Annotated in this window: 21 protein-coding genes; 11 read left to right on the forward strand and 10 right to left on the reverse strand. The window is 67.3% G+C overall.

Annotated features, from left to right (window positions below; translation table 11 throughout):
* Positions 1-8 precede the first annotated feature (8 nt).
* From ACPPVQ_RS01060 to ACPPVQ_RS01085, 6 genes are all read right to left on the reverse strand, one after another.
* The gene (locus tag ACPPVQ_RS01060; protein ID WP_426517735.1) at positions 9-431 is read right to left on the reverse strand and encodes a hypothetical protein; all 423 of its coding nucleotides are present in this window, start codon (positions 429-431) and stop codon (positions 9-11) included.
* Between the two features lie 363 nt (positions 432-794).
* A complete protein-coding gene (locus ACPPVQ_RS01065) occupies positions 795-1,766 on the reverse strand; it encodes a phosphotransferase enzyme family protein (RefSeq protein WP_426517737.1) in 972 nt (323 codons plus the stop codon).
* 32 nt (positions 1,767-1,798) lie between these two features.
* Entirely contained in the window at positions 1,799-2,476 is a 678-nt protein-coding gene (locus ACPPVQ_RS01070) for an HAD family hydrolase (RefSeq protein WP_426517739.1), read from the reverse strand.
* Between the two features lie 37 nt (positions 2,477-2,513).
* Positions 2,514-2,933, reverse strand: coding sequence for an SseB family protein (locus tag ACPPVQ_RS01075; protein WP_426517741.1), 420 nt, complete (start codon positions 2,931-2,933; stop codon positions 2,514-2,516).
* Positions 2,933-3,628 (reverse strand): endonuclease NucS, encoded by a 696-nt coding sequence (gene nucS / locus ACPPVQ_RS01080; RefSeq protein WP_426517743.1) that lies wholly within the window; start codon positions 3,626-3,628, stop codon positions 2,933-2,935. The genes ACPPVQ_RS01075 and nucS overlap by 1 nt, the downstream gene beginning before the upstream one ends.
* 177 nt (positions 3,629-3,805) lie before the next feature.
* Positions 3,806-5,062, reverse strand: coding sequence for an MFS transporter (locus ACPPVQ_RS01085; protein ID WP_426517745.1), 1,257 nt, complete (start codon positions 5,060-5,062; stop codon positions 3,806-3,808).
* Positions 5,063-5,191: 129 nt separating this feature from the next.
* Between ACPPVQ_RS01085 and ACPPVQ_RS01090 the strand changes: the two genes are divergently transcribed.
* The 7 genes from ACPPVQ_RS01090 to ACPPVQ_RS01120 all read left to right on the forward strand — a co-directional run bounded on the left by ACPPVQ_RS01090 (position 5,192) and on the right by ACPPVQ_RS01120 (position 11,854).
* Positions 5,192-6,259 carry a LacI family DNA-binding transcriptional regulator gene (locus ACPPVQ_RS01090; RefSeq protein WP_426517747.1) on the forward strand — a complete coding sequence of 356 codons (1,068 nt, stop codon included), beginning with the start codon at positions 5,192-5,194 and terminating at the stop codon, positions 6,257-6,259.
* A 35-nt stretch (positions 6,260-6,294) separates the two neighbouring features.
* Positions 6,295-7,506, forward strand: coding sequence for an amidohydrolase (locus ACPPVQ_RS01095; RefSeq protein WP_426517749.1), 1,212 nt, complete (start codon positions 6,295-6,297; stop codon positions 7,504-7,506).
* A 278-nt stretch (positions 7,507-7,784) separates the two neighbouring features.
* Entirely contained in the window at positions 7,785-8,408 is a 624-nt protein-coding gene (locus tag ACPPVQ_RS01100; protein ID WP_426517751.1) for a hypothetical protein, read from the forward strand.
* Positions 8,405-9,040, forward strand: a complete 636-nt coding sequence (locus tag ACPPVQ_RS01105) for a hypothetical protein (protein WP_426517753.1) — start codon at positions 8,405-8,407, stop codon at positions 9,038-9,040. The genes ACPPVQ_RS01100 and ACPPVQ_RS01105 overlap by 4 nt, the downstream gene beginning before the upstream one ends.
* Before the next feature lie 284 nt (positions 9,041-9,324).
* The gene (locus ACPPVQ_RS01110) at positions 9,325-10,161 is read left to right on the forward strand and encodes a peptidoglycan-binding domain-containing protein (RefSeq protein WP_426517755.1); all 837 of its coding nucleotides are present in this window, start codon (positions 9,325-9,327) and stop codon (positions 10,159-10,161) included.
* Positions 10,152-10,775 carry an ABC transporter ATP-binding protein gene (locus tag ACPPVQ_RS01115; RefSeq protein ID WP_426517757.1) on the forward strand — a complete coding sequence of 208 codons (624 nt, stop codon included), beginning with the start codon at positions 10,152-10,154 and terminating at the stop codon, positions 10,773-10,775. Before ACPPVQ_RS01110 ends, ACPPVQ_RS01115 begins: the two co-directional genes overlap by 10 nt.
* A complete protein-coding gene (locus ACPPVQ_RS01120) occupies positions 10,772-11,854 on the forward strand; it encodes a hypothetical protein (protein WP_426517761.1) in 1,083 nt (360 codons plus the stop codon). The genes ACPPVQ_RS01115 and ACPPVQ_RS01120 overlap by 4 nt, the downstream gene beginning before the upstream one ends.
* A 24-nt stretch (positions 11,855-11,878) precedes the next feature.
* On the opposite strand, the gene ACPPVQ_RS01125 is transcribed toward ACPPVQ_RS01120, so the two are convergent.
* Complete coding sequence (locus tag ACPPVQ_RS01125) at positions 11,879-13,243, reverse strand: MATE family efflux transporter (RefSeq protein ID WP_426517763.1); 1,365 nt, start codon at positions 13,241-13,243, stop codon at positions 11,879-11,881.
* Between the two features lie 14 nt (positions 13,244-13,257).
* Positions 13,258-14,184, reverse strand: coding sequence for a Ppx/GppA phosphatase family protein (locus tag ACPPVQ_RS01130; RefSeq protein WP_426517765.1), 927 nt, complete (start codon positions 14,182-14,184; stop codon positions 13,258-13,260).
* A 170-nt stretch (positions 14,185-14,354) separates the two neighbouring features.
* On the opposite strand from ACPPVQ_RS01130, the gene ACPPVQ_RS01135 reads away from it, so the two are divergent.
* Positions 14,355-14,882 carry a hypothetical protein gene (locus ACPPVQ_RS01135; protein WP_426517767.1) on the forward strand — a complete coding sequence of 176 codons (528 nt, stop codon included), beginning with the start codon at positions 14,355-14,357 and terminating at the stop codon, positions 14,880-14,882.
* 236 nt (positions 14,883-15,118) lie between these two features.
* On the opposite strand, the gene ACPPVQ_RS01140 is transcribed toward ACPPVQ_RS01135, so the two are convergent.
* A complete protein-coding gene (locus ACPPVQ_RS01140; RefSeq protein WP_426517769.1) occupies positions 15,119-17,710 on the reverse strand; it encodes a LuxR C-terminal-related transcriptional regulator in 2,592 nt (863 codons plus the stop codon).
* 374 nt (positions 17,711-18,084) lie between these two features.
* Here ACPPVQ_RS01140 and ACPPVQ_RS01145 point away from each other — a divergent pair, with 374 nt between their 5' ends.
* From ACPPVQ_RS01145 to ACPPVQ_RS01155, 3 genes are read left to right on the forward strand one after another with little or no spacing between them, the layout of a single operon-like run.
* Positions 18,085-19,065, forward strand: a complete 981-nt coding sequence (locus tag ACPPVQ_RS01145) for an ATP-binding cassette domain-containing protein (RefSeq protein WP_426517771.1) — start codon at positions 18,085-18,087, stop codon at positions 19,063-19,065.
* Complete coding sequence (locus ACPPVQ_RS01150; protein ID WP_426517773.1) at positions 19,062-20,690, forward strand: ABC transporter permease; 1,629 nt, start codon at positions 19,062-19,064, stop codon at positions 20,688-20,690. The genes ACPPVQ_RS01145 and ACPPVQ_RS01150 overlap by 4 nt, the downstream gene beginning before the upstream one ends.
* A 37-nt stretch (positions 20,691-20,727) precedes the next feature.
* Entirely contained in the window at positions 20,728-21,201 is a 474-nt protein-coding gene (locus ACPPVQ_RS01155; RefSeq protein ID WP_426517775.1) for a GbsR/MarR family transcriptional regulator, read from the forward strand.
* Between the two features lie 134 nt (positions 21,202-21,335).
* Here the strand turns inward: ACPPVQ_RS01155 and ACPPVQ_RS01160 are convergent, their stop codons facing one another.
* On the reverse strand, positions 21,336-21,980 hold the full coding sequence (locus ACPPVQ_RS01160; protein WP_426517777.1) for a DUF805 domain-containing protein: 645 nt from the start codon (positions 21,978-21,980) through the stop codon (positions 21,336-21,338).
* Between the last annotated feature and the right edge of the window lie 62 nt (positions 21,981-22,042).

A 22,042-nucleotide genomic window follows, 5' to 3' on the forward strand; every position in this document is an offset into this window, starting at 1 on the left:
GGTTCAGCTCATACAGGGCTGACTGCGTAAGTGACTGCCTGGCCAGGAGTGCTCAGGATCACGGTGTACTTCGGACCGTCGTAGATGGTCGTGCTGGTGGGGGTGGCCTGCGGGTTCGGCTCCGCCTTGAAGCCGGCCTTCTCGAGGGCGGCCTTCGCGTCAGCGAAGCCGGTGGTCGAGGTGGGGATGACGGTGACGCTCCAGCCCTTGTCGGCGTCGCCCGTGGCGACAAGGATCTTGCCGTCGACGATGGGCACATCGCTCTTGGGGAAGCTCGACGGGAGCTTCGCTGCAGAGGTGGTCGAGCTTGCGCTCGAGCTGGACGTGCTGCCGGAGGGGGAGGCCGTCGAGCAGCCGGCCAATCCACCTCCCACTGCGATCGTGATGGCCAGTGCGGCCGGGACGAACAACTTCTTGCGTGAAAGGTGCATTTTTGTGATTCCTACTGTGTTCGATGATTTCGACTGGTTTCGCATATGAAATACGTGTGTTGCAAACACAAAAGTTTACTCTCGGCCGCCCGCGTGGGCGAGCCGGGTGGGCCCGATCGGTCGGCTTCGGGTACCTGTCACAGGCCGGCGGATTGTTCTGTGCGCGGCAATGCACTACCCGTTCATGCTGGCACGGCCCTCCGACATCCGAAAATGTGCCGAACGTGACAACTGCGGTCGAGCGTGCCGTGCGGGGCGGTCACGCTCGACCGGAGCGTGCACGCTCGGGCGGCTCAGCGCGCCCGGGGCGGTCACGCTCGCCCGGTGCGGGCACAGCGGGCTCCGCGCGCTCCGCCGCCACCTTCACGTCGCGGTGAAAGCAGAGCGGGCTCGGTCGGCGATCGCGCGTCCCCGCTCGCGGCTCTCGACGACGAGTTCGGCCGCCTCTGCCGGGCCGATGCGCCCCGCAGCCAGGTTCCAGGCGACGAAGACCAGGTGACGGGCACGGACCATCCCTGCGAGGCGGTCGATCTCGGCGGACTCCAGCGCCAGGTGACGGCGGTAGCCGGCCGCGAGCAGGTCGATGCGGCGCAGGTCTTTGCCGCCCTCGACCCACAGCAGGAAGGCGAGGGACCAGATTCGAGGGCCGCGACCTGCTCCGGTCCAGTCGACGACGACCATCCGCCGATCGCTCGTCGCGACGACATTGGCGAGCACGAAATCCGGATGCGTGAACGCTTGCGGAAGCCCGGCGCCATCGTCGGTTCCTTCGAGCTCCGCGAGCACGGCGTCGAGGGATGCGCGGTCGCCGGCGATCGCCGACGCCGATGCGGTTCGAACCCATTCGCGGGCCGCGTCCAGTTCGGCCGCCGGGAACCCCTCGCCCGCGTGATGCCACGCGCCGCCCGCCTGCGGGGGCGCGTCCTCGTCGAGAGGCAGCGCATGCAACGTGCTGAGCATGGCGCCCAGCTCCCGCAGGCCGCCTGCGTCTTTCACGGTGGCCCGGCGCAACTCCCGCGCGACCGGGTGAACGAATTCCGTCACGAGGACCGGCGACGTCTCGAGCGTCGAGACCGGGTCGCGGGTGGCGACCCGCTCGGCTGGAAACTCATTCTGCTCGAGCCACGCCAGGGTCGCGGCATCGGCAGTGACCGCCGCGACCGGGCGACGGGCAGGGAAGATCCGCGCAACCCAGTCGGGCCCGTCATCGCGTTCGACACGCATCACGCCGGAATCGAGCTGCTGCACGCCGGCGACCTCGATCCCGTACTGGGATGAGAGGTGCGCGGCCAGTGCGGCGGTGTCGACGTCAGGCGAAGAGATCGATCCGAACACGTGCTGAGAGTACCCCAGCGAGCGGCTCGGTCTCAGCCGAGAAGAAGCGCGTTGAGCTGGTCCGTCGAGTGCACGACCGCGATGGCCCCGGCAGCCTCGGCAGGCGAGCCGTAGCCCCACTCGACGAGGATCGTCGGCAGGCCGTGCTCGGCCGCGCCTTCGACGTCGTGCGAACGGTCGCCGACCATGACAGTCTGCGAAAGGTCGACGCCCTGCTCGGTGAGGCGACGCAGCGCCTCGGCCACGACATCCCCCTTCGCGCTGCGCGTCTCGTCTTCGGATGCTCCGCAGATGACGTCGAAGTATTCGGTGAGGCCGAAGTGGTCGAGAATGCGACGGGCCTGGAGTTCGGGTTTGCTGGTCGCGACGGCGAGCGGGATGCCCGCATCCGTGAGCCGCTTCAGAACGCCGCGCACGCCAGGGAAGACGGCGGAGTCGAATGCGCCGTCGGCGTGGTAGCTGGTCCGGTAGATGGCGAGCGCCTCGCGGGCCTCGGCGTCGGTCATGTGCGCGAACTCGCGGAACGAGTCCAGCAGCGGCGGGCCGACGTATTCGACGAGTTCAGCGGGGGAGGGGATGGGCAGGCCGAGGGTCTGGAGGGTTGCTGCGATCGACTTGGTGATGCCGGGAGCAGAGTCTGTGATTGTGCCGTCGAGGTCGAACAGGACGCAGGTCCAGGTGCGAGTGACGGTCAGTGTCGGGTTTGTCATAACCGTCCAATAGTAGGTTCGTACGTTCGAGGTTTGCTCAACGTCCGCTGAGAGCGGATTCGATGTGAGAGCGGGCGACCACCATCGTATTCGTGCCTGGATTGAACTGCACTGCAACGAAATCCGCAGATTCGATGAGCGCGAGGGCCTCCCGCGAAGGGATGATGATCGCCTGCACCTTGACGCCCTTCTTCACCGCTGCGCCGACCGCGTCCTTGAGTGCTTTCATGGACGTGAACAGGGGAAGTACCGGCTCACCTGCAGTGGATGCGATGGTGCGGATGCGCGTACCCGTCGCGTCTGTCGACCCCGTGACATCCACGACCAGGCCACCGGTGAGCGCGGCGTCGAGCAGGGCATCCAGCGCTTCGAGTGTCGGCTCGGCGTTGATCGCATCCAATGCTTTACGTACAGCAACATTCTCGTAACTTTGCGGGAACCGACCGGCAGGGCTCATCAGAACAGCCTGCTGCCGCTGTCGTCGAGGCCGCGCATCGCGTCGTAGTCGAGCACAAGGCAGCGGATGCCGCGGTCCTCAGCGAGGGTGCGCGCCTGCGGCTTGATCTCCTGCGCGGCGAACACTCCCGTCACCGGCGCGAGGTGCGGGTCGCGGTTCATCAGCTCGAGGTAGCGGGTGAGCTGCTCGACGCCGTCGATGTCGCCGCGCCGTTTCAGTTCGACGGCGACCGAGGCGCCGTTCACATCCCTCGCCAGGATGTCGACCGGACCGATCGCCGTCATGTACTCGCGGCGCACCAGCGTGTGGCCGTCGCCGAGGAGCTCGATCTGCTCGGCCAGGAGTTTCTGCAGGTGCGCCTCGACGCCGTCCTTCTGCAGGCCGGGGTCGATGCCGAGTTCGTGCGCCGAATCGTGCAGCACCTCGTGGATGGACACCACCAGCATGTCGGCGGTCTTGGCCTGGCTGACCCGCCAAACCTCGGTCACGCCCGCTTCGGCCTGGATGGCGTCGGGTTCGATCACCGTGAGGGTGCACGGTGGGCTCATCCAGTTCAGCGGCTTGTACGAGCCGCCGTCGGAGTGCACGAGCAGGCTGCCGTCGGACTTGAGCATGAGGAGCCGGGTCGCGAGCGGAAGGTGCGCGCTCAAGCGCCCGGCGTAGTCGACGGAGCACTGGGCAATGACAAGACGCACCCATAGAGGTTAACGCACGCGGGCGACCGTCGCGGTGCTCGCGGAGGGCGGGCGGCGGATGCTTGCCCGCCAGTTCGGTACATGCCCGCCACCTCGACATGGCGGGCATGTACCGAAGTGGCAGGCACACCGCCGAGGGCGACGCAGGCGGCCCGGGGTGGCGGCAAGCCGCAGCCGCTACGCGTCCGCCCGCACGCGCGGCGCACGCGCCCGCGACGCCTCGCGCACCGCGGGAGCCGCCAGTGCCGACGCGACCATGAGCACCAGCAGCACGTACAGCGCGTTCAGGATCCCGAACGCCTGGCCCAGGAATCCGATCAGCGGCGGCCCGACCAGGAAAGCGCAGTACCCGATCATCGCGACGGCGCTGACCCGAGCGGCCGGCTTGTCGGTCCCGTCGGCGGCAGCGGACATCCCGAGCGGGAACCCGAGCGACACCCCGAAGCCCCACAGGACTGTACCGATCACGACCATCCAGAGTGGGCCGCCGAGGATGAACAGCAGCAGCCCCACGACGCCGAAACCGGCGGTGATGCGGATGGAGTTGGTTCGCCCGATCCGGTCGACGAGCGGGCCGCCGAGGACCCGGCCGATGGTCATCGCTGCGACGAAGCATCCGAAGAAGAGCGCACCTGTCGCGTTTGTCTGGTGATGTCCGTCGACGACCCCGAGTGCGAGCCAGTCGTTTGCCGAGCCTTCCGCGAAGGCCATGCCGAGCATGACGACGCCGATCAGGATGAGGCGCCAGTCGGCCCACACGGACAGGTTCTCGCGCAGGCGTTCGCCCCACGGCCGCTTCTCGGGTTCGCCGGCTTCCGGATCGCCGAGTTCGACTTCGCTGGGGATGAATCGCACGGCGAGAACGGCCGTTGCCACGACGAGCACGGCGATCCCCATCAAATGCCAGGACACGTCGATGCGCAGTGCGGCCGCCGCAGCTCCCAGCCCCGCGCCGATGACGGTTCCGAGACTGAAGCAGGCGTGCATGAGCGGCATCAGAGTCTTGCCGATCTCGCGTTCGACCGCCGCACCTTCGACGTTCATCATCACGTCGACCATCCCGTTGCCGAAGCCGAGCATCGCAAGCCCGAGACCGACGAGCGGGACGAAGTGGAGGAACGAGACACCGCTGCCGATCAGGACCATTCCGGACGCGACGATGATGAGGGAGATGACCATTCCGCGGTGCGGCCCGACTTTCGCGAGCAGGGGCGCGGATGCGACGAGCCCGAGGATCGCGCCGATGGACATTCCGAGGATCAGGAGTCCGACCTGGGCCGTATCCAGCCCGAGGCCGTCACGGACGCCGGGGATGCGTGCCACCCAGGTCGCAAGGCTGAGTCCGCTGAGGATGAAGATGACGAACACAGCGTTGCGCCAGGCCGTGAGTTCGCGTCGGCTGCGCGTCGAAAGTGCTGGTGTCGTCTGGGACATGATGTTCCTGATGGTTCGAATATGGGCGGATGTCCGGCTGAAGACACCCTCGAATCGATTCGATCGAATCGATTCGACTAAGCTATCGGAGAAAGCGTTCGAGTTCAACCGGCGTGGAAGGAAATATTTGTGAGCGACGACACGAAAACGGTGTCAGGCGCACGCCCCACTTTAGCGGCCGTGGCGCAACGGGCCGGCGTGTCCAATTCGACAGCATCCCTTGCCTTCAGCGGCACCGGGCCGGTCTCCGACGCGACGCGTGAACGCGTCCTCACCGCCGCCCGCGAGCTCAACTACGCCGGGCCGGACCCCCGTGCACGCTCCCTCCGCCGGGGGCGCTCCGGAATCGTCGGCGTCGTCATCGAAGAGCACGTTCGTGACGCGTTCCGCGACCCGATCAAGATCGCTCTCCTCGACGGGATCTCCCAGGAGCTCGCCGCCATCGATGCCGGCCTGCTCATCCTCACCGACACGGGTGAGGCCGCTGGGCGCATCCAGGACGCGTCGATGGATGCCGTGGTGCTGATCGGATGCAGCCCCCGCCTCGACGAGTCTGTCGCGGCTCTCCGCCAGCGCGGCATCCCACTCGTCGCCATCGAGGGCGACCCGTCCGGCGACGTGATGACCATCGGCCAGGACAATCGTGAGGCCACCCGTCTCGCCGCGCAGCACCTGTGGGATCTCGGGCACCGGGATGTCGCACTGGTAACCCTGCCGCTCGACCGGGACCGCATCCGCGGACCGTTGACCCCGGAACGCGAGGCGCTCGGCAGCTCGAACACGACGATGGAACGCCTTGCCGGCGCCCGCGACGTCTTCCCGGATGCTGCTGCGTTCACCGCCCGCGGGAGCTTCGTCGAAGAGGGAACGCTCGCCGCGCACGCACTCCTCGCCGACCCCGGGCACCGGCCGACCGCGATCATCGCCCAGAGCGACCTGCTCGCCGCCGGGGTGATCCGCGCCGCCGAAGAACTCCAGATCGGAGTGCCACGAGACCTCAGCGTGGTCGGGTTCGACGGAGTGCGCGTCGACGGGCTGTGGCCGTACGATCTGACGACGCTCGTGCAGCCCGCCGTCGAGAAGGGGCGTGCTGCCGGCTCCGCGATCGTCGAGATGCTCGACGGTGAGGCGCCGGAGCCCGTCAGCTTCACGAGCGAGTTCCACCTGGGCAACACAACAGCGCCGCCGTCGCACTGATCGCAGCCGCCGCCCCGGTCACATAGTGTGAAACCATGACCGCGCTTGAAGAGCTGTACTACGACCTCCACGCCCACCCCGAGCTCTCGTTCGCGGAGCATCGCACCGCCGGCATCGTCGCCGACCGGCTCACCGCGCTCGGACTCGACGTGTCCACCGGCATCGGCCGCACCGGCGTGGTCGGCGTGCTCGCCAACGGCGAAGGTCCGACTGTGCTGCTCCGCGCCGACATGGACGCTCTTCCCGTCACCGAGGAGACCGGCCTGCCGTACGCGAGCACCCAAAGCGTGGTCGATGAGTACGGACACGAGGTCGGGGTCATGCACGCGTGCGGGCACGACATCCACGTGACCTGCCTGATCGGAGCGGTGGAGCGCCTCATCGAGACCCGCGCGGAGTGGAACGGCACCGTCGTCGCGCTGTTCCAGCCCGCCGAAGAGCACGGTGGTGGCGCGCAGACGATGATCGACGAGGGGCTGTACGACAAGGTTCCGAAGCCCGACATCGTGCTCGGCCAGCATGTCGCCCCCTATCCCGCCGGCATCGTCGGAGCGCACGCGGGGCCGGCCATGGCCGCGGTCGACGCCCTCGATGTGACGCTGTTCGGGCGCGGCGGCCACGGCTCCCGCCCCGAGACGACCATCGACCCGGTCGTCATGGCCGCCGCGACCGTCATGCGGCTGCAGGGTGTCGTCTCGCGTGAAGTCTCGGCGTTCGACCCGGCCGTCGTGACCGTCGGGTTCGTCACCGCCGGCACCAAGAGCAACATCATCCCGGCGGAGGCGGCGCTCGGCATCAGCATCCGCAGTTTCAGCGACCCGGTGCGCGAACGGGTGGTCGGCGCGGTCGAGCGCATCGTGCGCGCTGAGGCGCAGGCATCCGGTGCGACCCGGGACCCCGAGTTCGCGGTCACCGAGCGTTACCCGGTCACGGTCAACGATCCGGATGCCACGGAGCGCACCAACAACGCGTTCCGTGCGGCGTTCGGTGACGACCGCGTGTTCGACCCGGGCCTCATCGCCGGCAGTGAAGACGTGGGCAACCTGGCGACCGCCGCCGGAGTGCCGCTCGTCTACTGGTTCCTCGGTGGCGCGGACGCCACGGCGTATGCGGCGGCGGAGGCGGCGGGCACGCTCGACACGGACATCCCGTCGAACCACTCGCCGTTCTTCGCGCCGCTGCCGCAACCGACGATCGACGTCGGCGTTGAGGCGCTGGTGCTCGCGGCGCGGGAGTGGCTCGGCTGAGGTCGCTCGCCTGCGGTCGCTCGCCTGCCGAGCTGCGGCGGAACCGCCGAGCGTGACCCTTCCGGACGAGCGTGCCTGCTGCAATGGGCACGCTCGTCCGCGACGGGCACGCTCGATGCGCGCGACGACGGTCGAGTCATCCACATAGGATCACAAGCGTTTTACTTGTATTGACGATCTCGATAGCGTGGAAATCACGTTGAGCGCAGGAGATCGAGATGGCAAAGAAAACACGGGCCGGTACAACTTCCGGTCCTAGGCGGCGCTGACTCTTGACTGTGCGCAAGTCCGCGAGCCTGGTCGCCATAGCGTTTGCTTTTGCGGCCGGGCTCGCGTCCTGTTCGCTGCCTAACCCAACGCCGGATCCCGCCGCAACTGGATCCAATTCTCAAGGGTCTGTTCCCATTTTCGATGGCCCGTGGGCGGCGGAATTCGCGGAGGCTTATCAGTCGACTACCGATCCGTTGGTTCACACGATTCTCGCAAAGGAATCGATCACCGATCAGGACTACGCGACTGCGGCCGGAATCTTTGTAAAGTGCATGGCCAACAAGGGCTTCACGGTTGAGATCGAGGGACCCGCCGGGGAGATGAGCATTCCGAATGCGCTGACGGACGACGCCTTCGAACGGGCGAACGCCGCTTCCGAGAGCTGCAATTCAGGTTGGAGCGTGCTCTGCGCACTTCGAGGACAAATCCTGCGGAACCCGGAGCATCTTGACGAGAACGAGATCGTGTCAGCATGCCTTGTCAGGAGCAGGATTGCTCCGACGTCGTATACCGCCAAGGACTATGCCCGCGACGTAGAGGCGTGGAACTTCCCTTACAGCACTTCGTCGATGGAATTCCACAACTGTGTCGGCGACCCACTCGGCCTGGCTACAAAATCGGCTGGCAATTGACCGTGCGCAATGTCAGGGGCTCGGCCGCGACAGCACTCGCTGTGGCGGCCGTGCTCGTCTCCTGCTCATCGCTTCCAACTGGTGCGGATGTTCGGACAGCGCCTATTGCCGGGTCGACTTTCGATGGCCCGATTCCCGATTTCAGCGGACCATACGCTGCTGAGTTCGCCGAAGCCTATCGCTCGACTACCGACGAACTCGTCCACGAGATTCTGGCAAAAGAATCCATCACCGATCAGGACTACGCGATCGTCAGTGGGAGGTTCGTGAAGTGCATGGCAAACAAGGGGTTCAAAGTACAGATCGACGGTCCTGCTGGGCAGATGACGATGTTCGACCTGCCGACAGATGAGGATGGCGACCGAGCAAACGCGGCCAATCTCGATTGTGGATCCGATTCGGGCTATATCGAGCTCTGCTCGCTTCGGAACTCACTCTTGCGAAATCCGGAGAACCTCGACGAGAACACGATTATGGCGGCGTGCGCCGTCAGGCAGAAGATCGCCCCACAGTCGTACACCGCGAAGGATTATGCCCGTGACATCGAGAACTGGAGCTTCCCCTTCAGCACCTCCTCGATGGAGTTCGGTAAATGCATTGACGACCCGCTCGGTCAGAGTTTGGCGCGATGAGGTTGCCAGAAAAACAGGCCCCTCGTCGGCAGGGCTTTCTCCGAACGCGATCCGCGACGGTTGGTGCAACTCTGCTCATTTCCCTGGGCATCGGAGTCGTCATCGGAAGTCTTCTCATGCCCGCATCGCTGCCACCCAGCCTGGACTCGCGACCTCTCCCGATCGAGGCACCAGCAACGAAGGTGTCAACCCTCGACCCGCAATCCGTGAACTTGGTTGTCACCTCATCCGAACCTCAGAAGCTCACATCCCGCAGTTCGGGAGTTATCACATCGACCTCGTGCGTGCCCGGTCGAGAGGCCGTCTCTGGAACATCGGCCTTCTCCATCAATGACCAGCCCCTGATCTACCTTTCGACGTCACGCCCGATCTGGCGCGATCTCAGCGCCGGAGACCGGGGTCAGGATGTCGAGGCACTCCAAGCGGAACTCAACCGGCTCGGTTACGCCGTCGAGGTTGACGGCAGGTTCGGGAGATCGACGCTGGCGGCCGCAATCCAGATGGCACGAAAGGCGGGCGATGACTCGGCTCGGTCTTGGATCGGCGTTCCGGCATCGACGATTGTGTGGTTGCCGGCGCCGTCCGTTCTCGTAGACGCCTGTGATGCCACACTCGGCGGGACCGTGGACGCCGGAAACGGGCTCGGAACCCTCCCGCGAGCACTGGCGTCGGCCGCCGTGAAGCCGGTTCCCTCACAGGTAATGGCCGGCGCCCGGGTCATCGTCGCCGGCGACCTCACGCTGCCGGTCGACTCGAAAGGAACCATCTCAAGCAGCGACCATCTGCTCAAACTGGCCCAGTCATCCGCCTACCGGGCCTTCCTTGACGGACAGACGGGGGCAGGCCCGGGTCCCGTCCCTCAGGGGCTGGGGACTTCGAACAGTTCAGGTTCGGCCATATCTGTGGAATACCGGCTGGCTGAGGCGCTCGACGTCTTCTCCGTCCCGGCCGCCGCCGTGTACAACGTGAAGGGTTCACAAGCATGCGTGATGTCGAAAGGGTCGGGCATCCCTGTCACGATCGCCGACTCGCAACTCGGGCAAACGTTGATCGTGCCCGATAAGCCCCAGGACGTGCGCACAGTAAATCTCGATCACGCAAGCGCGCGGCCATGTCGGTAGGAGCGGGCATCCCATCGATATCCCTGAATGGGCTCGGTCACGGGTTCGGCGACAACCCTTTGCTGTTCTCCGGCCTCAACGTTCGCCTGGATGCCGGCGAGGTATATGCGTTGACGGGTCCATCCGGTTCAGGCAAGAGCACCCTGCTGAGCATCCTCGCGGGGTGGCTGGAGCCGAGAGAAGGCAAAATCGAAAGGAACGACGTCGCCACGACATCGTGGGTGTTCCAGAACCCGCACGGCGTCGCGCGTCGGACGGTCGAAGATCACGTCGCGCTACCCCTGCTGGCCAGAGGCCTCCTCCACGCAGAAGCCCGCACCGAAGCCCGCCGGCGTCTCTCCGAGGTCGGACTCTCCGACCGAGCCGCTTCGCTCTTCCGCACCCTGTCGGGCGGCGAGGCACAGAGACTGATGCTGGCACGCGGCATGGCAACGTATCCAAGTCTGCTGCTCGTCGACGAGCCGACTGCCCAGCTCGACACCAAGACAGCTCAGACGGTGAACGACGCGCTCGGCGCGATGTCCGACGAGAAGACGATCGTCGTGGTCGCAACCCATGACGCACGAACGCGCGACGCGTGCACACAGGTCATCGATCTGGGTTTGCTGGGGTGAGACTCGCCTCCATTGCGCGAGAGGCTGCACTCAACGTCCGCTCCGGAACGACCAGGGCAGCGACCTTCGCCACCGCACTCGTGTTCGGGATCTCCCTGCTGGCAGGTGCGGACATCGCCGCCGTCGCCGAAATCCAGCGCGAGGCCAGGCAATTTCAGGCGGCCGGAGGTTCGACCCTGATCTACAGGATGAACGCAGGCATCAGCGGCGAAGCCTGTGAGGCGCTGGCCTCCGTGGACGGAGTGAGGGCCGCCGGGGCGGTTCGTCAGGAGCCCGCAGCTGCCCACGCGGGTGCGCTCCCGGGCCATGAGATACCCACCTTCAGCGTCTCGCCGAACTTTCAGGGATTTCAGGCCATCGGGAATCCGACCGCGCATGGCGGGGTAATCGTGTCAGGTGACCTGGCTGCCGCACTCGGACTTCGCGAAGGAGACGTTGCCGAATTCGTCGAAGGATCCCCTCGCATCGACAGCGTCTACACCTACGACGATGACGGGAGACGACCCGGGCTCGGGTACGCCGTCCTCGTGCCGTCACCGACAACGGCACCATTCGACGAGTGCTGGGCAGAAACCTGGCCGATGTCGAACGGCCTCACCTCCCTGCTCTCATCGACCCTCGTGCCCGGGGCCGTCACCCTGGGGAGTGGCGGCCCGACACCGCAGCTCCTCCAGCTCAATTCCACCCTCGGCGCGACCTTCGACGGAACGAAGCGCTTCGCCGGCCGCATAACCCGCTTCGCGCCGGAGGCGGCAGCCGCCCTTGCGCTCGTGCTGGGCTTCGTCGCCGTGCGGCTGCGCCGACTCGAATTCGCGTCGGCACTTCACGCACGCACCAAGCGGAGCGCACAAACGCTCCAGATCCTGTTGGAGACGGTTGGCTGGACCATCGCCGCCTCGATGATCGGCGCTCTGATCGTGCTGGTACTGATCCGGACGCAGTACCCGGGCGACATGGGAGACTTGATCTCCGTCGGAATTCCGACGTTCGCTTCCCTGCCGGCGACACTCGTCGGAGCCCTCGTCGGGTCAGCCCTGGTGCGGGAGCGAAACCTGTTCGCCTACTTTCGCGAGCGATGAACAAGACGTCCTGCGCCCATCCGCTCACACCCCTGCGCGCATCCACGTCGTGCCGCGTGCCCGCAGACCCAGCGTTACCGCGCGTGCGCCGATGTACCCGAACGCGAACGCTGCGGTCAGCCACGCGAGGCCCGCCGCATCCGACGTCGCCCAGGCGCCGACCGCAAGGGCGAGCGGGATGAACACCGCGACGTTCACAAGGCCCGTCAGCGCCAGATAGCGCGCATCACCCGCACCGATCAGAACGCCGTCGAGCACGAAGACGAAGCCTCCGAGTGGCGCCCCTGCACCGACGATGACCAGTGCGACCGGCAGCAGCGCAGCGACGGCGGGATCGGTCGTGAAGAGGGCGGCAGCGAACGGGCTGGTCACCACGACGAGCGCCCCCAGCACCACCCCGCAGAGCACGCCCCACTGGATGCACCGCACCAGCACCGCACGCACCCCCGGCAGGTCACCGCCGCCCAATCCTTTGCCGACGAGAGCCTGCGCGGCGATCGCAAGCGCGTCGAGGGCGAAAGCCACCGTCGCGAAGACGGTCATCGTCACCTGGAAGGCGGCCAGTTCATCCGGACCGAGCTGTGTTGCCGTGAACACGGCGAGCAGCATCGCGGCCCGCAGGCTCGCCGTGCGCAGGAACAGCCACCCGCCGGACAACGCAGAGGATCGGATGCCCGCGTGATGCGGCAGCAACGGCGCACCCACCCGGCGCGCGTGCCTCGCGACCACCACGAGATACACGAGAACCATCGCCCACTGTGCGAAGACGGTTCCGAGCGCGGACCCGGCGATGCCCAGCCCAAGACCATAGATGAACGCGAAGTTGAGGATCACGTTCGCGCCGAAACCCGCGACGGCGACGACAAGCGGTGTTCGCGTGTCCTGCAGGCCGCGCAGAAGGCCGGTCGCCGCGAAGACGAGAAGCATGGCGGGGAGGCCGAGCATGGAGAGCGTGAGATAGGTGGTCGCCTGCTCGGCGACATCGGCGGGTGCGCCGAACGCGGCCACGAGGAACGGCGCGGCGAACCATCCGCCGACCGCCAGCACGATGCCGATGCCGAGTGCGAGCCACGACCCGTCGACGCCGGCCGCGACCGCTCCCCGTTCGTCGCCGGCCCCGAGCCTGCGTGCCACCGCCGGCGTCGTGCTGTACGCGAGGAACACCATGAGCCCGATGATGGTCTGCAGGATGGCGCTGGCGATCCCGAGCCCGGCCAGCGGCGTCACGCCCAGGTGACCGACCATCGCAGAATCGGCGAGGAGGAACAGGGGCTCGGCGATGAGCGCGCCGAGCGCGGGAACGGCCAGGCGCAGGATCTCGCGATCCACCGGGCGTCGCCTGAAGACCCCCGATCGCACCGACCCCGCGGTCTCCGTGTCAGCGCGCATGCGGTCCCGCCCTGTCACGCCAGGTGGTCGAGGTAGCGCAGGATGATGCCCTCACGGAGCGCCCAGGGTGAGACTTCGAGCTCGTCGACCCGGAACGCGCGCATGGCCTCACGGAGCACGATCCCTCCCGCGACGATCTGGAAGGTGCGGTCCGCAGTGATACCGGGAAGGGCGGTGCGCGCGTCCGCCGGGATCTGCGCGAGGCGCGGAACCCAGTCGCTGAGCTCGCTGCGTTTCAGCAGGCTGCGTTCGGTGCCGCCCGGCCCGGGGGCCACGGATCCCGCCAGCCTTGCGAGCGAGCGGATCGTCTTGGACGTTCCGATGACATGTTCTGCGGCCGGTCGATCCGCGAACGCGCCCACGGCCTCGGCCAGCACAGCGCGGGCGTGGACCCGCAAGGCCTCGACCTGGGATTCGAGTGGCGGGTCGTCGTGAAGGAAACCGATCGTGCTGCGGCCGGCCCCGAGAGGAACGGAGACGGCGACATCGGGGATCTCGTCGACACCCGATGCGATCTCGAGTGAGCCGCCCCCGATGTCGAGCAAGAGGATGCTGCCCGCCGACCAGCCCGACCAGCGACGGACCGCGAGAAAAGTGAGCCGAGCCTCGTCTGCACCCGACAGCACCTGCAGGTCGACTCCTGTGCGTTCGGCGATGAGGGCGAGCACGTCGGGGCCGTTGGTCGCCTCACGGATGGCGGAGGTGGCGAACGGCAGCAGCTCGTCGATGCCCTCTTCGGCCGCCGATTTCACCGCGGAGGCGATCGCGTCGAGGATCGCCGCAACTCCTTCATCGCTGATCGCGCCCTCAGGCGTGATGTACCGCATGAGGCGCAGCACGGATTTGTGGGCAGCGGCAGGTATGGGGCGGGCGCCGGGATGGGCGTCGACCACCAGGAGATGCACCGTGTTCGAACCTACATCGAGCACTCCGAGACGCATGCCAAGACACTATCGCGCCGAGAGCCCGGGCGGCCGGGCGGGATGCCGGCCGGGGGCTTGATGCCCGGGGGAGATCGGCGTACGTTCCGCGTCATGACTGAACGTCAGAAAACCCAGATCGAAGTCCATTTCGTGCGCATACCCAATGTTCATGAGAGGGGGTGGCTCGCATGACCGCAGCAGGATGGATCGCCATCGTCATCGCGGTCGTCGCCATCATCGTGATCGTCATCATCATCACGATGTCGGGACGCCGGCGACGCGAAGCCGATCGTGCCAAAGCCGTCGAAATGCGTCAGAAGGCAGACGCGGATGCGCTCGGTGCCCGTGAGCAGGAGGCCAGGGCTGCGCGAGCAGCAGCGGATGCGAAACAAGCCGAGGTGGACGCCGAGCGGCTGCGCCGCGAGGCCGTCGATCGCCAGAACGAGGCGCAGGAGGCGCAGGCGCGTGCCGCCGAGCAGGCCCGTCGCGCCAACGAGATCGACCCGGACGTGAAGGCGGGGACGGCTGCACCGGCGACGGCTGCACCGGCGACGGCCATGCCGCCCACCACTGCGCAGCCCGTCGCAGCGCCCCCCACGACTGCACAGCCTGCCGCTGCACCGCCCGCCACGGCGGCCCCGAACACGGCTGCTCCCCGGAGCACCGACGCGCCTCCCAGCGTCGTTGGACCGGACGGCGTGCGCCGCGAGCCCTGAGCTCGCTGAACCCACCACACTGAACGGACGACGGGGCGGCCGGGTGGGGCCGCCCCGCGTCTGCGATCGTTCGACTCCGTCGCGCATGATGTGCGCGAGACGGTTGTGCGCAGCCGCTGCACCCGATGCCCTGCCGCGCGGAACTTCGTAATCGCACTGCCGAACGTAGGCGCCGCTCGAGGGGTCACCGTAGTGTCCCGCCGCATTTCAGTAGTGCAGGTCGCAGACCTACGTATTCACGATTTCTGTCGTCGGCCGTAGGGTGTCCGGTCGAGTGAGAGCACGAACTCCTTCACGCCCTGGCGGTCCTTCGCGCCGATCTTGCGGGTCATGTGATGCAGGTGGCTTTCGACCGTCCGCACGCTGACGACGAGCTCTGCGGCGATCTCACGGTTCGACTGGCCGATCGTGACCAGGCGGCCGATCTCGAGTTCGCGATCGGTGAGCCGGACCGGGGTCGTCAGGTATCGGCCGGTGTCGTACTCGCGGCTGTTCAGGGAGTTCATGAACTCGGTGCCTTCGGCCCGTATGGCGCGGGCTTCGCCGGTCCGCCCGGCCCGCCTCAGCCAGGTCTCGGCGTACTGGTAGGCGCCTATCGCGTAACCGGGGCGACCGGTCTTCTTGAGGCGCGGGATCACATCCATCATCGCGTCCGGATCACGCGCATCGAGCGCCTCCAGGTAGTCCAGGTGAGCTGCGAGGTACTCGCCCTCGACCTGGGCCGTGCGCTCCCGCGCGACGGCGAGGCGCGCCTTGTCCGGCTCGATCTCCAGCGCAGTGAGGAACCCGGTGCACGCGGCGAACCGTGCGCCACGTTCCCACAACGCTTCGGATGCCGTCCAGATCTCCGATGCGCCTGCTTCCGGGTGCCCGTTGTACGCCTCCAGCTGGGCCACGCTCCGTGAGCGCGACTGCCCGGGAAGCGGGCCATCCGGAATTCTCAGCGCTTCCAGTTCGTGCGCGTACCGTTCGGCCAGTTCGCCGTGTCCACGCCGGGCGGCGACGACGGCTGCGATGTTGAGCAGCGCGAGGTGGCTCCCGAGCCGGAGAGGAGAGGGGTCGCCTGCGGCGAACACCGTCGCCAGGATTTTTTCCGCGCTGTCGTAGCTGCCCTGCAGCGTCAGGCACAGCGAGGCGACCCAGGCGTGGAGGCGCGCGGACGCGAGATCGAGGGTCGCCTGTGCCTCGTCGAAGCCGCGCCGGGCCCACGCGAGCGCGCCGGCGTGATCGCCCTCCCCGAGGAGCAGCAGGCCATACAGGAAACCGGGGACCAGCCCCGCGAGCGTCCGATCGCCGGCCCGGATCAGCTCGAAGACCCGGCGGGCACCGGCGAAACGGCCGAGTGCCACGAGCACGCCGAACTGGGTCTCCCACAGGGCGATCTTCACGGAGTCGGGCAGGTCGTCGCGAACTTCGAGGCGGTCCGCCCAGTCCTCGGGAAGACTTCGCAGGCTCCCTTCGAGCACGATCGCCGATGCATCGGCGAGGCGGCCGAACACCGTGAAGTCGCGCACGACAGCGGCCAGTTCCACGAGAGCCCCGTCGAGATCGTCACTCACGTAGGCTCGCCACTCCGCGTGCAGGATCGCCAGGCGCACGAGGTTCTCTTCGTCGCCATCCCCGTCTGACGCCAGCGCTCGCGAAAACACCTCTTCGATCCGCTCGCCGGCGTGCCCGGAATTCAGGAGCGCATCGATGCAGGCGACGGCGGTGGCGGCGGATGGCTTGCGGGTCCACTCCGCCTCGGCGATCATCCGGTGCGTGCGCGCCTGTTCCTGGAGGAGGCGCGCGAAGATCGCGTCCGATTCCGCCACATGATCGGGTGGCGTGGTGAGCCCGGCCAGGATCGCGTCGACGTCGGTCGTTCCCATGTTCTCGACGATCCGCTCGGTCAGTCGGATGCGCCGGGCGGTCAGCGGCTCGTGACGGAAGTATTCGACCAGCAGGGGCGGGACCACTGTGGCGAGCATCCGGCGCCCTGACGAGTAGAAGCGGATCATCGCGCGCTGTTCGAGCTCTTCGAGCGTCTCCCACTCCACCAGATTTCGGATGGTCTCCGTATCGCTTGCGCCGACGAGCGCGATCATCTCGAGCGCATCCCTCGCCGTCTCGTCGAGCGATTCGAGGTGTGCTTCGAGTACCCCGCGCAGGCCCGGGCTCCAGAGGTTACGGGTCGCGGACCAGGCTCCGTTGGTCTCCTGCATGCGGTCTTCGCGCACCGCAGCGTCGACGATGCTGATCGCAAGTCCGATGACTCCTCCGGACTTCGCGTAGATGCGGCTCATCGTTCCTGAGTCGACGGGCGCCCCGAGGTGGTCGGTGATGACCTGTTCCAGCTCGTCGTACTTGATCGGCGGCATGTCGATGACGAACGACGGGTCGAGCGTCGACGCACGCAGCCCGCTCGGGGTGTGCCGTGCGCGCAGGCCCTGCAGCCGGGAGATCACGATGGGGAGGCCGTAGCGTCTCCGCACCGACTCCGCGACACCCCAGGATGATTCGTCGAGGTCGTCCCAGTCGTCGAGGAACATGACGGAGCGGTTGGCCTGGAGGGCCTTCGCCAGCGCGTCCGCGGCCCTCTGAATCGACGCCGGGCGTGTCTCCGTCGGGCCCCCGATCCCGGCGATGTGCATCGCTGCGAGCGGATGGGCGCGAAGCGAGGCGACTCCACGCACGACGACGACGTTCCATTCTGCGGCTTCGAGCCGTGCCTGCAGCTCGCCCAGGAAGGAGCTCCGGCCGCTGCCGCGTCCGCCGACCACGTCGATGCTCGACCCCGAACCGATCAACGCCATAGCCAGCGCCAGGCTGGGTTCGCGACCGATCATCAGATGGTTCCTCTTGCGCACTGTCAGGTCCTTAAGGCAAAACGTAACGCCCCTTCCCACAGCGGGGCAATGCCAGCAAATTACTGGGGGTTGCGCCGGCCACGATGGGCGGGGAGGGGGTTACTCGTCTGCGCGCATCCGGCGATACGGGCCCGTTCGGGGACCGGAAGCGGATGCGCCTGAGCAGCGATCAAGGAAGTGCGCACGGCTGGTCTGTGGGTGCAGCGGCAGCGTTCGTACCTTATCAAACGGGGCGCTGCGGCACCTTCGTGTTCCTCGGCGCAGCGACGCGGCCGCGACCAGCGCGAGACACGCCCGCAGAGATTCCGTTAGGAATATTCACAAATTTGTGAAATCAGCGTATCGTCAGACTCATGAACACTGTGATTGAGACTTCGGGTCTCGAGAAGCGCTTCGGCCGCGTTCGTGCCCTCGACGGGCTCGACCTGTCGGTGACGGCGGGCGAAGTGCATGGCTTCCTGGGGCCGAACGGCGCAGGTAAGTCCACCACCATCCGCGTTCTCCTCGGCCTCGCGAAGGCGAACGGCGGGTCCGCGACCGTGTTCGGGCGCGATCCATGGAAAGACGCCGTAGACCTCCACCGCCAGATCGCGTACGTTCCCGGCGATGTCAGCATCTGGCCGAACCTCTCCGGCGGTGAGACGATCGACCTGCTCGCAAGACTGCGGGGAGGCACCACCGACCACGCCGCTTATGCGCAGCGCAAGGCGCGCCTCATCGACGTCTTCCAGTTCGACCCGTCGAAGAAGGGCCGCGCCTACTCGAAAGGCAACCGGCAGAAGGTGGCCCTGGTCGCCGCGTTCGCGACGCCGGCCGAGCTGTACATCCTCGACGAGCCGACAAGTGGTCTCGACCCGCTCATGGAGGCGACGTTCAACGCCGAGATCGCACGGGTGTCGCGGGAAGGCGCGACCGTGCTGCTGTCGAGCCACATCCTCTCGGAGGTCGAGTTGCTGTGCGACCGGGTGACCATCATCCGGGCCGGCAAGACCGTCGAATCGGGCACCCTCGCCGAAATGCGCCACCTGACGCGCACGGAGATCTCGTTCGCGGCCGATGGAATCACGGATGCCGATCTTGCGCGCATCCCCGAAGGCCATGATGTCGTGACAAACAACGGCCGCGTGCGGTTCACCGCCGACAGCGACAAGCTTCCCGGTGTGCTCAACGCGCTCGCCGCACTCGATGTGAAGAGCCTGACGGTTGCGCCGCCCTCGCTCGAAGAGCTGTTCCTGCGCCACTACGGCGACCAACTCGCAGCCGATGAAGCCGTCGCCGCGCCTGCCGGCAAGCGGGCATCCGATGCGTCCGGCACGGAGGCGACACGGCGATGAAGACCTTCCGTTCGCTGCTTCGTCAGCGCCTGCGCCGCGACCGCTGGCAGCTGATCGTCTGGGTGCTCGTCATCGGGCTGCTCGCTGCGTTCTCTGCGGCGTCGCTCAACAACACCTACGGGACTGCCCAGAGTCGCATCGAGGTGATGCATCTCGCGATCGCCAACCCGGCCATCCTCGTGCTGCGCGGTCTCCCGCAGGGGACCAGCCTCGCGTCGGTCACCTTCTTCGAGATCTACACCTTCCTCGCCCTGCTCGCAGGCCTCATGAGCACGTTCCTCGCAGTGAGACACACCCGGGCAGAGGAGGAGTCTGGGCGCGCCGAGCTCGTCGCCGCCACGGAGGCCGCCCGCATCACCCCGACGGTCGCGACGATCGCCCACGGGCTGATCGCGAACGTTCTGGTCGCGCTGGCGGTCGGGCTCGGCTTCATCGCGAACGGACTTCCCGCCTACGGCTCGTTCGTCGCGGGCGCGGCGGTGGGCGGCGCGGGCGTCGCATTCCTCGCCGTCGGGCTCTTCACATCCCAGTTGATGTCCACCTCCCGTGGCGCCAACGGGCTCGCTGCCGCCGTGGTCGTGCTCGCCTACTTCCTCCGCGGAATCGGCGACTCGATCGGCACCGTCAAGCCCGACGGAGTCCACATGGTGAGCGCATGGCCGACCTGGCTGTCGCCGATCGGCTGGGGCGAGCAGATGGATGCGTGGGGCACCGACAACTGGTGGCCGCTCCTTCTCGACCTGGCGTTCGCCGCCGCCGTGATCGCAGTCGTCTTCGTGCTGCAGTCGCAGCGCGACACCGGGGCCAGCCTGCTGGCCGAACGTGCAGGACGGGCGGACGCACGGGCGAGCCTGAACGGCCCGCTCGGACTCGCCTGGAGACTGCAATGGGGGACGATCGTGGGCTGGGCCGCAGGTGGCGCGGCAACGGGGGCCCTGGCCGGCGCCCTCGCAAGCGTGGTCAGCTCGTCGATCGCGAACGACCCGACACTGGTGTCGATGCGCAAAGCCCTCGCCTCGATCGGTTCAGGGGGCACCGGGTCGCTGACCCAGATCTTCATCACGGCGATCTTCTCCATCGTGGGTGTGCTCGCGGCGGCGTGTGCGACCCAGGTGGTCGTTCGCCTGCGGCAGGAGGAGGCTGGGGGAACGGCGGAGGTGCTGCTCGCGACCCCTGTGTCGCGCGTGCGCTGGCTGCTCGAGTTCATGCTGGTCGGCCTTTTCGCCGTGGTGATCGTTCTCGTCGCTGCAGGCCTCGCTTCGGCTTTCAGCGCGGTCGGGGCCGGTGATTCCTCGTCGATGATCGGCGCCTCCTTCGCGGCGGCCTCTGCGCAGTTGCCGGTGTCTCTCGTCTACCTGGGTGTTCTGTCACTCGTGTTCGTCGTGGTGCCGAACTGGTCGATCGTCATCGCGTGGGCGGCGCTGGGTCTCGGAGCGTTCATCGGCATCTTCGGGTCCTTCGTCGGAATTCCGGACTGGCTGCACCAGCTGTCCCCGTTCACGCATTCGCCCGTCGTGACGGGAACGGGCGACTGGTCGGGTGGAATCTGGATGTTCGCGATCGCTGTCGTCGCAACGATCGCCGCAGCCGCCCTCATCCGCAGACGGGACTTCGCCATCGCCTGAGAGGCTGGAACTCGATGACGAGAATGGGAGACTGACCATGGCCAGGGACGAGCAGGCACTGCACGATGTCGTCGAGCACTCTGCCGCCATCCTGACCGCTGCGGGTTTTCCCAAGATGCCGGCGCGCGTCCTGATGGCGCTCACCGCCTCGGAGGCGGGCGGCCTGACGGCGCAGGAACTGTCCGAACAGCTGGGGGCGAGCGCGGCGGCGATCTCCGGCGCAGTGCGCTACCTCCAGACGATCGGTATCGTGCGCCGGCTCTCCCAGAACGGCAGCCGCCGCGACCGCTACGAGCTTCCCGAGAACGCCTGGTACGGAGCGCTCGCGACCGAGAGCCCGATCTACGGGGTGCTTGCCGCACAGGGTGATGCCGGCGTCGCAGCGATCGACGACCCGTCGTCGGTCGGTTCGGCACGACTGGCCGAGATGGCGCGGTTCTACCGCTTCCTCGAACGACGGATGCCCCAGCTTCTCGAGGAGTGGGAGGCGGAGCGCCGCATCCCGGAGTGACCGGCGGGGCGCGCATCCGCCGAACGTGACGGTTCCGCCGAGCGCGGCGGCGCGCATCCGCCGAACGTGACCGTTCCGGCCGAGCGTGCCTCGCAAAGCGGGCACCCTCGGCCGGAACAGTCACACTCGTGCGGTCAGGCCGCGGGCGGTGCCGGAGGGTAGGCCGGCGGCGCGGGCGGGTAGGCAGCCGGCGGACCGGCGACAGGCCGCGGCCGGTCGAACCGTGCGCCCTGCGGGTTCGACGGCAGGGCGAGGAGCACCAGAAGGATGATGATCCCGGCGAACGGAATCAAGGACAGGAAGAAGAACGGCCCGGCCAGGTTCGCGTCATGCAGACGTCGCCACGTGATCGCAAGCCACGGCACGATCGTCGCCAGCCAGACCAGCCCGCTCAGAGCGGAGAAGAACCAGTATCCCGGCGTCGGGTGGAACCCGCCGTTGCGGTACATGGCCAGACCCATCTGGCCGGTCGCGTTCCCGATGATGTTGATCACGGCTTCGATCGCAACCCACGCGAGCACCCACCACCACAACTCGCTGCGGCTGGCACGACCGGTGAAGTCGGCGTACTTGCGGAAGAACCGGGAGAACGCGACACCGAACGAGGCGCCGTAATAGGGAGCCCAATCGGGGACGGGAGCGCCTGGCTGCTGATACGGCTGGCCCATCGGCTGCTGGGGCGGTGGCGGCGGGGGCGGCGGAGCCGACGGGGGACCGCCGGCCGGTGGCTGGGCGGGCGGCTGTTCAGGAGGCTGGTACGGAGGCTGCTGCGAAGACATGCGATGCTCCTTGTGGATCGGTGAACGATCGGTCACCTCTAGTCAAGCGCCCGATCGCCTGA

Source organism: Leifsonia sp. McL0618, from assembly GCF_049994905.1.
In the GTDB taxonomy this organism is placed as follows: Bacteria; Actinomycetota; Actinomycetes; order Actinomycetales; family Microbacteriaceae; genus Diaminobutyricibacter.

Coding starts and splice junctions, on each gene's coding strand:
- ACPPVQ_RS01060 (WP_426517735.1), bottom strand. CDS start 431: ATGCACCTTTCACGCAAGAAGTTGTTCGTCCCGGCCGCACTGGCCATC.
- ACPPVQ_RS01070 (WP_426517739.1), bottom strand. CDS start 2,476: ATGACAAACCCGACACTGACCGTCACTCGCACCTGGACCTGCGTCCTG.
- ACPPVQ_RS01075 (WP_426517741.1), bottom strand. CDS start 2,933: ATGAGCCCTGCCGGTCGGTTCCCGCAAAGTTACGAGAATGTTGCTGTA.
- ACPPVQ_RS01085 (WP_426517745.1), bottom strand. CDS start 5,062: ATGTCCCAGACGACACCAGCACTTTCGACGCGCAGCCGACGCGAACTC.
- ACPPVQ_RS01095 (WP_426517749.1), top strand. CDS start 6,295: ATGACCGCGCTTGAAGAGCTGTACTACGACCTCCACGCCCACCCCGAG.
- ACPPVQ_RS01115 (WP_426517757.1), top strand. CDS start 10,152: ATGTCGGTAGGAGCGGGCATCCCATCGATATCCCTGAATGGGCTCGGT.
- ACPPVQ_RS01125 (WP_426517763.1), bottom strand. CDS start 13,243: ATGCGCGCTGACACGGAGACCGCGGGGTCGGTGCGATCGGGGGTCTTC.
- ACPPVQ_RS01130 (WP_426517765.1), bottom strand. CDS start 14,184: ATGCGTCTCGGAGTGCTCGATGTAGGTTCGAACACGGTGCATCTCCTG.
- ACPPVQ_RS01135 (WP_426517767.1), top strand. CDS start 14,355: ATGACCGCAGCAGGATGGATCGCCATCGTCATCGCGGTCGTCGCCATC.
- ACPPVQ_RS01140 (WP_426517769.1), bottom strand. CDS start 17,710: ATGATCGGTCGCGAACCCAGCCTGGCGCTGGCTATGGCGTTGATCGGT.
- ACPPVQ_RS01145 (WP_426517771.1), top strand. CDS start 18,085: ATGAACACTGTGATTGAGACTTCGGGTCTCGAGAAGCGCTTCGGCCGC.
- ACPPVQ_RS01150 (WP_426517773.1), top strand. CDS start 19,062: ATGAAGACCTTCCGTTCGCTGCTTCGTCAGCGCCTGCGCCGCGACCGC.
- ACPPVQ_RS01155 (WP_426517775.1), top strand. CDS start 20,728: ATGGCCAGGGACGAGCAGGCACTGCACGATGTCGTCGAGCACTCTGCC.
- ACPPVQ_RS01160 (WP_426517777.1), bottom strand. CDS start 21,980: ATGTCTTCGCAGCAGCCTCCGTACCAGCCTCCTGAACAGCCGCCCGCC.